10 protein-coding genes and 1 other annotated feature are annotated in these 11913 nt (G+C 37.2%); all 10 genes read left to right on the top strand.

Translation table 11 applies throughout. The features are described from left to right. Positions 1-225 precede the first annotated feature (225 nt). The gene (ctsR, locus tag U860_RS0118220; protein WP_002115277.1) at positions 226-687 is read left to right on the top strand and encodes a transcriptional regulator CtsR; all 462 of its coding nucleotides are present in this window, start codon (positions 226-228) and stop codon (positions 685-687) included. 168 nt (positions 688-855) lie between these two features. Continuing rightward, positions 856-1404, top strand: a complete 549-nt coding sequence (locus tag U860_RS0118215) for a UvrB/UvrC motif-containing protein (protein WP_025149639.1) — start codon at positions 856-858, stop codon at positions 1402-1404. 4 nt (positions 1405-1408) lie between these two features. After that, positions 1409-2473: a protein arginine kinase gene (locus U860_RS0118210; protein ID WP_025149638.1), complete on the top strand. Its 1065-nt coding sequence runs from the start codon at positions 1409-1411 to the stop codon at positions 2471-2473. A 22-nt stretch (positions 2474-2495) separates the two neighbouring features. After that, positions 2496-4931 carry an ATP-dependent protease ATP-binding subunit ClpC gene (clpC, locus tag U860_RS0118205; RefSeq protein WP_025149637.1) on the top strand — a complete coding sequence of 812 codons (2436 nt, stop codon included), beginning with the start codon at positions 2496-2498 and terminating at the stop codon, positions 4929-4931. Positions 4932-5026: 95 nt separating this feature from the next. Continuing rightward, positions 5027-6403: a DNA repair protein RadA gene (gene radA, locus U860_RS0118200; protein WP_025149636.1), complete on the top strand. Its 1377-nt coding sequence runs from the start codon at positions 5027-5029 to the stop codon at positions 6401-6403. A 3-nt stretch (positions 6404-6406) separates the two neighbouring features. Next, the gene (gene disA / locus U860_RS0118195) at positions 6407-7480 is read left to right on the top strand and encodes a DNA integrity scanning diadenylate cyclase DisA (protein WP_025149635.1); all 1074 of its coding nucleotides are present in this window, start codon (positions 6407-6409) and stop codon (positions 7478-7480) included. A 160-nt stretch (positions 7481-7640) separates the two neighbouring features. Continuing rightward, complete coding sequence (locus U860_RS0118190) at positions 7641-8744, top strand: PIN/TRAM domain-containing protein (RefSeq protein WP_002175443.1); 1104 nt, start codon at positions 7641-7643, stop codon at positions 8742-8744. 16 nt (positions 8745-8760) lie between these two features. Further along, on the top strand, positions 8761-9441 hold the full coding sequence (ispD, locus tag U860_RS0118185) for a 2-C-methyl-D-erythritol 4-phosphate cytidylyltransferase (protein ID WP_025149634.1): 681 nt from the start codon (positions 8761-8763) through the stop codon (positions 9439-9441). 117 nt (positions 9442-9558) lie between these two features. Continuing rightward, entirely contained in the window at positions 9559-10035 is a 477-nt protein-coding gene (gene ispF, locus U860_RS0118180) for a 2-C-methyl-D-erythritol 2,4-cyclodiphosphate synthase (RefSeq protein WP_000488386.1), read from the top strand. A gap of 89 nt (positions 10036-10124) precedes the next feature. After that, positions 10125-11582, top strand: coding sequence for a glutamate--tRNA ligase (gene gltX, locus U860_RS0118175; RefSeq protein ID WP_025149633.1), 1458 nt, complete (start codon positions 10125-10127; stop codon positions 11580-11582). 47 nt (positions 11583-11629) lie between these two features. Beyond that, positions 11630-11876 (top strand) — a binding site (T-box leader). Positions 11877-11913 lie beyond the last annotated feature (37 nt).

Raw genomic sequence — 11913 nt, 5'->3', positions numbered from 1 at the left:
GGACGTCGCCAAGCAACTAAAACACGAGTCTTTTGACTCGTGTTTTTTTGTGTTTTCTTTTATAATTCATAGTAATTTAAAAAATCTTTATTTAAAGAATCACTCTTTTGATTAAAGATTGAGAAATGTGGCTAGGATAGTGAATAAGCAAAAGAGTTGCAAATTTTTTTAATACGTATATAATTAAAGTCAAAGATAGTCAAAGTCAATAAAGGTGGCGGATAAATGAGAAATATATCTGATATCATTGAGAAATATCTAAAGCAAGTTATTGACTTAAGCAATAATAATGTGATTGAAATCAAGAGGAATGAGATCGCAGATCGATTCGATTGTGTGCCATCTCAAATCAACTATGTAATCAATACCCGTTTTACGTTAGAAAGAGGATTCGTAGTAGAAAGTAAACGAGGTGGAGGAGGTTACATTCGCATTATAAAAGTCAAACTGCATGACGATATAGACATTATTGATCAAATGCTTCATATGATTGATCATAGCGTTGCACAAGGGAATGCAGAAAGCATGATTATACGTTTAATAGAAGAGGGTATTATAACAAATCGTGAAGCTAAACTTATGTTAAGCGTACTAGATCGTTCTGTATTATTAATGGATGTTCCTTCTCGAGATGAACTTAGGGCTCGAATATTATGCGCAATGTTAAGAACACTGAAATATAAATAAATATAACTTTTGTTAAGAATGATAACTAAGATAGTGCAGTTTAATATTGTAGAGATTTTGAAAGATAACATGTACTTTTATTAAATGGATTAAGGAAAGAGAACAATCTAGTAATGTATGAAAAGTATCATGAGATAGATCGTTCCTGTTGTAAAGGTGGGGATAGCGATGACTTGTCAAAACTGTAATATAAGACCAGCAACTTTACATTATACAAAAGTAATCAACGAGAAAAAGGCGGAAGTTCATCTTTGTGAGGAGTGTGCAGAACAAAGTGGCTATACGTCTTTCTTTCAATCACCGCAGTCTAATTTTTCGTTTCACGATCTATTAGCTGGATTATTACATGGTGAACCAGCAATGTTTGAAGAAGGACAGAATACATTTTCAAATGCAAGTATATTAAGATGCCCCAATTGTAAGATGACATATGAACAGTTTACAAAAGTGGGACGCTTTGGGTGTGCATCTTGTTATGACACCTTTAAGGAACATTTAAAGCCACTATTAAAGCGTCTTCATGGTGGGCATACAGATCATTGTGGAAAAATTCCAGAACGTATAGAAGGAAATATCTACTTAAAGAAAGAATTAGATGAACTAAAACTCAATCTGAAACAATATGTACAGAAAGAGGAATTTGAGAAAGCAGCTGAAATACGAGATAAAATTCGAGCTCTTGAAAATCAGCTTAGTGAGCATAGAGAGGGGGAATAGTTCTATGTCACTGGACAGAATTATGAATGAAGCGATTAGTCCATGGATGAAGGGGGATGGCCCTGATTCTGATATTGTTTTAAGTAGTCGAATTCGTTTGGCTCGTAATTTAAAAAAATATCAATTCTCTACTATGCAAAACGAGGAAGAAGCTAAACAGATTCATGAATTATTTAAGAAGAAGTTTGTAAATAAACCGGTAGAACCTTTTGGGAAGTTTGAACTATTAAAAATGAATGAATTAAATCCTCTTCAAAGGAGAGTTTTAGTTGAGAAGCATTTAATTAGTCCAAATCTTGCAGGAGCAGAATACGGAGCATGCCTACTATCAGAAAGTGAACATATAAGTATCATGCTTAATGAAGAAGATCATGTTAGGATTCAGTGCCTATTTTCAGGATTACAGTTATCAGAGGCGCTTCAAAGTGCCAATCAAATAGATAATTGGATCGAGGAAGAGGTTGAATATGCTTTTGATGAATCGCTTGGATATATTACGAGTTGTCCCACTAACGTCGGTACAGGATTAAGGGCTTCGGTAATGATTCATTTACCGGGACTGGTTTTAACGAAAAGAATTAACCGTATTATACAAGTAATTCAAAAATTAGGGCTAGTAGTAAGAGGAATATACGGTGAAGGTAGCGAAGCGTTAGGTAATATATTTCAAGTGTCAAATCAAATGACACTAGGGAAATCAGAAGAAGATATTATTGCAGATTTAAAGAGTGTCATCCAACAAATCATACAACAAGAAAAAATGGCTAGAGAATTAATTGTACAAAATTCAAGTATTGAGCTTGAAGATAAAGTATATCGTTCTTACGGCATACTAGCTAACAGTCGTTTAATTCAATCTGCGGAAGCAGCCACTTGCTTATCAGATGTACGACTTGGTATTGACCTAGGATATATACAAGGTATATCGAGAAATATTTTGACTGAATTAATGGTTCTTACTCAGCCAGGCATTTTACAACAATATGCAGGAGGACCTTTAGGACCAGAAGAAAGAGATTATCGAAGAGCAACCTTAATCCGTGAGCGATTACGTATTGAACAAAACTAAGCGCAAGTAGGAGGCGATTTCTATGATGTTTGGAAGATTTACAGAACGAGCACAGAAAGTATTAGCTTTATCTCAAGAGGAAGCAATTCGCATTGGGCATAATAATATTGGAACAGAACATATTTTACTTGGGCTTGTACGCGAAGGTGAAGGAATTGCAGCAAAAGCGTTAATTGCTCTTGGATTAAGTCCAGAGAAAGTTCAAAAAGAGGTAGAAGCATTAATTGGACGTGGAACGGAAGCTTCTCAAACAGTACATTACACACCTCGTGCTAAAAAAGTTATTGAGTTGTCTATGGACGAAGCTCGTAAATTGGGCCATTCCTACGTTGGAACAGAACATATTTTACTTGGTTTAATCCGTGAAGGTGAAGGTGTAGCAGCACGTGTTTTAAATAATTTAGGTGTAAGCCTAAATAAAGCAAGACAACAAGTGTTACAACTCCTTGGAAGTAATGAAGCTAGTTCAGGTCATCAAGGTGGTTCATCAACAAATGCGAATACACCTACACTTGACAGTTTAGCACGTGATTTAACAGTTGTTGCACGTGAAAGCAGACTAGATCCTGTTATTGGACGTAGTAAAGAAATTCAGCGCGTAATTGAAGTGTTAAGTCGTAGAACAAAAAACAATCCAGTGTTAATTGGAGAGCCTGGTGTAGGTAAAACGGCAATTGCAGAAGGGTTAGCGCAACAAATTGTAAATAATGAAGTTCCTGAAACGTTAAGAGATAAGCGTGTTATGACATTAGATATGGGTACAGTTGTTGCTGGTACAAAATATCGTGGTGAATTTGAGGATCGTTTAAAGAAAGTGATGGATGAGATTCGCCAAGCTGGTAACATTATTCTATTTATTGATGAGCTTCATACGTTAATTGGTGCAGGAGGGGCGGAAGGTGCAATTGATGCATCGAATATTTTAAAACCATCTTTAGCACGTGGTGAATTACAATGTATTGGTGCAACAACTTTAGATGAGTATCGCAAATATATTGAAAAAGATGCGGCATTAGAAAGACGTTTCCAACCAATTCATGTTGATGAACCAAACTTAGAAGAATCAATTCAAATTTTAAAAGGTTTACGTGACCGTTATGAGGCGCATCACCGCGTATCTATTACAGACGACGCAATAGATGCGGCTGTAAAACTTTCAGATCGTTACATTACAGACCGTTTCTTACCTGATAAAGCAATCGATTTAATTGATGAGGCTGCATCAAAAGTGCGCTTACGTTCTTATACAACACCGCCAAACTTAAAAGAGCTTGAAGTGAAGCTTGAGGAAATTCGAAAAGAAAAAGATGCAGCTGTACAAAGCCAAGAATTTGAAAAAGCTGCTTCCTTACGTGATATGGAACAACGTTTACGTGAAAAGTTAGAAGATACAAAGCGTCAGTGGAAAGAGCAACAAGGAAAAGAAAACTCAGAAGTAACAGTAGAAGATATTGCAAATGTCGTTTCCACATGGACACGTATTCCGGTTTCTAAACTTGCACAAACAGAGACGGATAAATTATTAAACTTAGAATCAATTTTACACGATCGTTTAATTGGGCAGGAAGAAGCAGTCGTAGCTGTGGCAAAAGCTGTTCGTCGTGCGAGAGCGGGATTAAAAGACCCGAAACGCCCAATTGGCTCATTTATTTTCTTAGGGCCGACTGGTGTAGGTAAAACGGAACTAGCAAGGGCATTAGCGGAATCTATGTTCGGTGATGAGGATGCAATGATCCGCATCGATATGTCTGAGTACATGGAGAAGCATTCTACTTCTCGTTTAGTTGGATCTCCTCCAGGATATGTTGGATATGAAGAAGGTGGACAATTAACAGAGAAAGTTCGTCGTAAGCCATATTCAGTTGTCCTATTAGATGAAGTAGAGAAAGCTCACCCTGATGTGTTTAATATTTTACTACAAGTATTAGAAGATGGTCGTTTAACAGATTCTAAAGGGCGTACAGTTGATTTCCGTAATACAATTGTTATTATGACGTCTAATGTTGGTGCAGAGGCGTTAAAACGTAATAAACATCTTGGATTTAACGTACAAGATGAGAGTCGCGATTATTCAGATATGAAAGGTAAAGTAATGGATGAACTGAAAAAGGCGTTTCGTCCAGAATTCTTAAACCGTATTGATGAAATTATCGTGTTCCATATGCTTGAGAAAAAACATATTCAAGAGATTGTAACACTTATGGTGAATCAGTTAGTGAATCGCTTAAAAGAACAAGAAATTGAATTGCACTTAACAGAAGGAGCAATTTCAGCAATTGCTGATAAAGGATTTGATCGTGAGTACGGTGCTCGTCCGCTTCGTAGAGCAATTCAGAAACATGTAGAAGATAGACTATCAGAAGAGCTTTTAAAAGGTGCTATTGAGAAAGGACAAAAAGTTATCTTTGATGTAGAAGGAGAATCATTTGTCATTCATAGTGCGGAAAAGGTAAAATAAGTATAGACAAACAAAGAGGGCTACGCGATAGCCCTCTTTCTTGTACGAGAAGGATAAACGTTTATAGATGAAAGTGAAGTGAACTATAAAAAGATATGGCTAAAAAGAAAACAAAATTTACATGTCAAGAATGTGGTTATCAGTCACCAAAATATATGGGGAAATGTCCTGGATGTGGTCAATGGAATACGCTTGTTGAAGAGATGGAACCAGTTGTATCATCAAGGCGCCTTAATTATGCAAATGCAATTCAATCAGAAGTAACAAAACCAAGACGCCTAACAGAAGTAGAAACAAAGTCTGAGGCGCGTATTGAAACGAAATTTCAGGAGTTTAACCGTGTACTTGGTGGCGGCATTGTAGATGGATCTTTAGTACTCATTGGTGGAGACCCTGGGATTGGGAAATCAACATTGCTATTACAGATTTCATCGCAATTAGCAGATTCTTCATATGATGTACTATATATATCGGGTGAGGAGTCGGCAAAGCAGATAAAACTTCGTGCAGATCGTTTGCATGTAAAGGGTAGTAATTTATTCGTTGTATCAGAGACTGACTTACAGCGAATTGCAGCACATATTGAAGAGATGAATCCAGCTTTTGTTGTTATTGACTCTATTCAAACGATACATTTACCCGAAGTGACGTCAGCTCCTGGAAGTGTGGCACAAGTACGTGAATGTACAGCAGAACTAATGAAACTTGCAAAGACAAAGGGGATCCCTATTTTTATCGTCGGACATGTGACAAAAGAGGGTGCAATTGCAGGACCGCGTATGTTAGAACATATGGTTGATGCAGTTCTTTACTTTGAAGGAGATCGCCACCATACATATCGTATTTTGCGGGCTGTTAAGAACCGTTTTGGTTCCACGAATGAAATGGGTATCTTTGAAATGAAGGAACTCGGTCTTGCGGAAGTCTTAAACCCTTCTGAAATTTTCCTTGAGGAAAGGCCGGTTGGAGTCGCAGGATCCACAGTGGTTGCTTCAATGGAAGGAACAAGACCGGTTTTAGTAGAAATACAAGCATTAATCTCCCCTACTAGTTTTGGAAATCCTCGAAGAATGGCGACGGGAATTGATCATAACCGCGTTTCACTTATTATGGCAGTACTAGAAAAAAGAACAGGTTTATTGTTGCAAAATCAAGATGCGTATTTAAAAGTCGCAGGTGGTTTGAAATTAGATGAACCAGCAATTGATTTAGCTGTCGCATTAAGTATCGCTTCAAGTTTCAGGGATAAATCTACTGCACCAACTGACGCGGTAATAGGAGAAGTAGGACTAACTGGAGAAATAAGAAGAGTATCAAGAATTGAACAACGTGTACAAGAAGCAGCGAAATTAGGATTTCAACGTGCTATTATTCCTAGAAAAAATTTAGGGGGATGGACAATTCCGGATGGGATTGAGGTAGTGGGTGTTTCTAATTTAGGAGAAGCGCTTCGTTTGACATTAGGAGGCTAGGCTATGGAGGAAAACAAGCAACGTGTCAAAAGTATGATTAACATTCTACAGCTCGTTGCCCCAGGAACACCACTGCGCGAAGGGATAGATAACGTACTTCGTGCGCAAACAGGGGGACTAATTGTTCTTGGGTATAATGAGCAGATTAAAAGTATTGTTGATGGAGGGTTTCACATTAATTGTGCATTCTCACCTGCTAGTTTATATGAATTAGCAAAAATGGATGGGGCACTTATTTTAAATGAAACTGGGAGTAAAATTTTAATTGCAAATGCACAATTAGTTCCAGAATCAGCCATTGATTCTATTGAAACAGGTATGCGTCACCGAACGGCAGAGCGTGTAGCCAAGCAGACGGGCAGCCTTGTTGTGGCTATTTCACAAAGACGTAACGTAATTACACTATATCAAGGGAGCTTACGTTATACACTAAAGGATATAGGTGTTATTTTAACGAAGGCAAATCAAGCTATTCAAACGTTAGAAAAATATAAAGCTGTATGGAATGATGGTATTACGAATTTGGGCATTCTAGAATTTGAAGAGGTCGTTACAATGTCTGAGGTCGTTCATGTTTTACATAGTGTTGAAATGGTACTGCGTATTAAAAATGAAATATTGAGCTATATTCATGAGTTAGGAACAGAAGGAAGGTTAATTCGTTTACAGCTTACAGAATTACTAGCCGACTTAGAAGCAGAGGCAGCGTTATTAATTAAAGACTATTATCAAGAAAAAACGCAAGATCACCATCAAATTTTGAAAAAGTTACAAGATCTTGCAAATACACAACTTCTAGAGGATAGCGATTTAGTTAAATTGCTTGGCTATCCAGGACAAACGAGCTTAGAAGCAAGCGTGACACCAAGAGGATACCGAATCACAAGTAAAATTTCTCGTGTTCCACCACTTATCATTGAAAATTTAATTAATCGATTTAAAACGTTACAAGGTGTCTGTCGTGCAACTATTAATGAATTGGACGATGTGGAAGGAATTGGAGAAGTCAGGGCGAAGAAAATACGAGAAGGTTTAAAAAGAATTCAAGAGCATCTCTACATGAGTAGACACAATTAAGAATATTACATTGATTCCATAATATAACGACACTAGAACACTTTTGGTATATGATATGGTATATTGGTAAATAAAACTATTTACAAAAAAACACATCCGCTTTTGCATTCGGCGTTTTGATTAGCGAAACAATGGTTAATAATGAGTAGGAGGTGGTTGGATGTTAAAACGGATCGTACAGCTCTTCTTTTTAGTAATCGGGGGAGCATTAGGGATTTTCTTTATCCCAAAAGTTATTAATGTATTGGACATCGGTGCTGTTCCATGGCTCGAGGGATCGTATGTTCGTGCGATTATTGGTGCAATTATTTTATTTTTAACAACATTTTGGCTTGTAGATTATATTGTCCAACTTATTAAGCATATCGAAGAAGCCCTTGTAAAGGCACCTGTAGCAGATGTTTTATTTGGTACATTAGGATTGATCTCTGGTCTTATTGTTGCATATTTAATTTTAATACCAATTCGTGAATTCACGATTCCAGTCATTAGTACAGTATTACAAGTGTTCTTTACCCTTTTACTTGGTTATTTAGGATTCCAAGTAGGGTTTAAAAAGAGAAATGAATTGTTAGGATTATTTACATTACCCCAACGCGGAGGTAAGAAGAAAAACAATAGTGAGAACGAAGAGGCAGAGGTAGAAAAATCTACAGCTCATTGGAAAATTCTCGATACGAGTGTAATTATTGATGGACGTATTGCTGATATTTGCCAAACGAAGTTTTTAGAAGGAACAATTGTGATTCCACAATTCGTATTAGAAGAGCTACAGCATATTGCCGATTCTTCTGATGCGTTAAAGCGTAATCGTGGCCGAAGAGGATTAGACATTTTAAATCGTATTCAAAAAGAGATGCCAATTCCGGTAGAAATTTATGAAGGCGATTTTGAGGATATCCAAGAAGTGGATAGCAAGCTTGTAAAGTTAGCGAAAGTCACTGGTGGAACTGTTGTAACAAATGATTTCAACTTAAACAAAGTTTCTGAATTACAAGGAGTAACAGTGTTAAACATTAACGATTTAGCAAATGCAATTAAACCAGTTGTACTCCCTGGCGAAGAACTAAGTGTTTATGTTGTGAAAGATGGTAAAGAGCAAAATCAGGGTGTTGCATACTTAGATGATGGCACGATGATTGTAGTAGAAGATGGTAGAGAATATGTTGGTTCGCAACTCAATGTACTTGTTACGAGTGTGTTGCAAACATCCGCTGGTCGTATGATTTTCGCAAAACGTAAATTATTAGAAAAAGCATTATAAGTAGAGGATTATTAATATGTATACATTAATTATTCCAGCAGCGGGTCAAGGAAAACGAATGGGTGCTGGCAAAAATAAGTTGTTCTTACTTATAAATGAAGTACCGATCATTGTACATACATTACGTGCTTTTGAAAAAGATAAAGCGTGTAAAAGTATTATTATGGCAATTAACGAAGAGGAACGTCCATATTTTGAGGAGTTAATGCAGAAGTACCCGGTTGAAAAACAGGTGCAATTTATTCAAGGCGGGGTTGAAAGACAAGATAGCGTATATAATGCGCTTCATCATGTGAGCGGAGTTGGATATGTTCTTGTACACGATGGTGCGCGCCCGTTCGTAACGAATAAAATGGTTCAAGATGTATTAACTTCGGCAGAAAAACATGGTGCTTCCATTTGTGCGGTACCAGTGAAGGATACAGTTAAGAAAGTAGAACAGAATGTTGTTGTTGAAACGATAGAACGTTCTCTGCTTAAAGCTGTTCAAACACCGCAAGGATTCTCTGTTCCTCTTTTATTAGAAGCTCATAGAAGTGCAAAACAGAGTTGTTTCCTTGGTACAGATGATGCAAGTCTCGTAGAACGTATCGGAAAGCAAGTAGGTGTAGTAGATGGGAGTTACTATAATATTAAAGTGACAACCCCAGAGGATTTATTAATTGCTGAAAGTTTCCTTCATGTTCAGAAGAAATAGAAGTGATGGTATCATAGTAAAGAAAAGCTCGGCAACGGCCGGGCTTTTCTTTATAGGGATAGCGATATAATATAGAGGCATAAAGCTCAGTAGTTTAGCTTGAGGAGGATGTAAAGAATGTTTCGAATTGGACAAGGTTTTGATGTACATGAATTTGCGGAAGGTAGACCGTTAATTATCGGTGGAATTACAATTCCTCATGAGAAAGGATTAATTGGTCACTCGGATGCTGACGTATTGTTACATACGATTGCTGACGCATGTTTAGGAGCAATTGCAGCAGGGGATATTGGCAAGCATTTTCCTGATACCGATCCTGCCTTTAAAGATGCAGATTCAGCTGTATTGTTACAAAAGGTTTGGGAATTTGTGCGTGAACAAGGTTACGAGCTAGGGAACCTTGATTGTACAATTATTGCACAAAAGCCAAAAATGGCACCGCATATTGAAAGCATGCGTAAACGTATTAGTGAACTATTAGAAACGTCTATTGATAATATTAATGTAAAGGCAACAACAACAGAAAAATTAGGATTTACAGGTAGAGAAGAAGGAATTGCTTCTCAAGCGGTTGTTTTATTACAGAAAAAATAATGGTTTTTAATTCGTAAGATGGATAATCACATTTTTTTGGTGTACAATTATAGAATGTGTTGACATTAAGATTGGAAGGTGTACCAATTATGGAAAAGCAAGTGAGAGTGCGCTATGCGCCAAGTCCAACAGGACACTTACATATCGGAAATGCGCGTACGGCATTATTTAATTATTTATTTGCTCGTCATCAAGACGGCAAGTTTATTATTCGTATTGAAGATACTGATGTGAAACGTAATGTTGCTGGTGGAGAAGAAAGCCAATTAAAATATTTGAGATGGCTCGGTATGGACTGGGATGAAGGTGTTGATGTTGGTGGTGAATTTGGACCATATCGTCAAACAGAGCGTTTAGATATTTATAAAAAATTATATCTAGATTTATTAGAGCGTGGTTTAGCTTACAAATGTTATATGACAGAAGAAGAGCTAGAGGCAGAGCGTGAAGGTCAAATCGCTCGTGGTGAAACACCACGTTATGCAGGAAACCACCGTGATTTAACTGAGGAGCAAACTAAAGGATTTGAGGCTGAAGGCCGTATTCCAAGTATTCGCTTCCGTGTACCAGCTAATCGCGACTACACGTTTAAAGATATTGTAAAAGACGAAGTGGCATTCCATTCAAATGATTTTGGCGATTTCGTTATCGTGAAAAAAGATGGTATTCCAACTTATAACTTTGCGGTAGCAGTAGATGATCACTTAATGGAAATTACACACGTACTTCGTGGTGATGATCATATTTCAAACACGCCAAAACAAATGATGATTTACGAAGCTTTCGGTTGGGATATCCCACAATTCGGTCATATGACTTTAATTGTAAATGAAAGCCGTAAAAAGTTAAGTAAGCGTGATGAATCTATTATTCAATTTATTGAGCAATATAAAGAGCTTGGATATCTTCCAGAAGCAATCTTTAACTTTATTGCACTACTAGGTTGGTCGCCGGTAGGAGAAGAAGAAATCTTCTCTCAAGATGAGTTTATCAAAATGTTTGATGCAGCTCGTTTATCAAAATCACCTGCATTATTTGATTCTCAAAAACTAAAATGGATGAACAACCAATATATGAAAAAGCAAGAATTAGATACGGTTGTTGAACTAAGCTTACCGCATTTAGTGAAGGCTGGTCGCGTAGGTGAAAACTTAAGCGAACAAGAACAAGCTTGGGTTCGTGATGTAATTGCTTTATATCATGACCAAATGAGCTTTGGAGCTGAAATTGTAGAGCTTTCTGAAATGTTCTTTAAAGATCATGTTGATCATGAAGAAGAAGGACAAGAAGTATTGAAAGGTGAGCAAGTGCCTGAAGTACTTCGTGCATTTGCCGATCAATTAGAAGCTCTAGAAGTGCTGGAGCCAGCAGCAGTTAAAGCTTCTATTAAAGCGGTTCAAAAAGAAACAGGACATAAAGGTAAAAACTTATTTATGCCAATCCGTGTTGCTACTACTGGACAAACGCATGGTCCAGAACTTCCTAATGCGATTGCTCTTCTTGGAAAAGAAAAAGTTTTAAATCGCATCCAAAAAGTAATTGGTTAACATTTTCTAGGTTTAGAAATATAATAAGTATACTTAAAACCTAATAAGGAAAAGCGACGAGAAGGAGAAGTAGAAAATCAGGCTTTTTACAGAGAGAACCACCTTTAGGCTGGAAGTGGTTTATAAGCGGATTTTTGAAATGCCCCTTCGAGTCTTCTGTTGAACAGCGAATTATTTCGCGGGACGTCTTTGGACGCAAAGTAAACAGAAGCGGTGTAAACCGTTATCATGGATGAGTTTGAGGCTTTCTTTAGCCTAAACAGAGTGGAACCGCGCTTATAAGGCGTCTCTGTCGATATGACAGAGGCGTCTTTTTTTATACCAAAATAGG

Origin of the sequence: Bacillus sp. H1a (assembly GCF_000633475.1) — a bacterium.
GTDB lineage: Bacteria > Bacillota > Bacilli > Bacillales > Bacillaceae_G > Bacillus_A > Bacillus_A paramycoides.
The sequence above is the reverse complement of the archived record's forward strand: the minus strand, read 5'-3'. Positions and strand labels throughout refer to the sequence as shown.

Excerpts from the sequence above, each read along its gene's own strand:
- gltX (WP_025149633.1), top strand. The coding sequence starts at position 10,125 with ATGGAAAAGCAAGTGAGAGTGCGCTATGCGCCAAGTCCAACAGGACAC.
- ctsR (WP_002115277.1), top strand. The coding sequence starts at position 226 with ATGAGAAATATATCTGATATCATTGAGAAATATCTAAAGCAAGTTATT.
- ispF (WP_000488386.1), top strand. The coding sequence starts at position 9,559 with ATGTTTCGAATTGGACAAGGTTTTGATGTACATGAATTTGCGGAAGGT.
- U860_RS0118190 (WP_002175443.1), top strand. The coding sequence starts at position 7,641 with ATGTTAAAACGGATCGTACAGCTCTTCTTTTTAGTAATCGGGGGAGCA.
- U860_RS0118210 (WP_025149638.1), top strand. The coding sequence starts at position 1,409 with ATGTCACTGGACAGAATTATGAATGAAGCGATTAGTCCATGGATGAAG.
- ispD (WP_025149634.1), top strand. The coding sequence starts at position 8,761 with ATGTATACATTAATTATTCCAGCAGCGGGTCAAGGAAAACGAATGGGT.
- U860_RS0118215 (WP_025149639.1), top strand. The coding sequence starts at position 856 with ATGACTTGTCAAAACTGTAATATAAGACCAGCAACTTTACATTATACA.
- clpC (WP_025149637.1), top strand. The coding sequence starts at position 2,496 with ATGATGTTTGGAAGATTTACAGAACGAGCACAGAAAGTATTAGCTTTA.
- disA (WP_025149635.1), top strand. The coding sequence starts at position 6,407 with ATGGAGGAAAACAAGCAACGTGTCAAAAGTATGATTAACATTCTACAG.
- radA (WP_025149636.1), top strand. The coding sequence starts at position 5,027 with ATGGCTAAAAAGAAAACAAAATTTACATGTCAAGAATGTGGTTATCAG.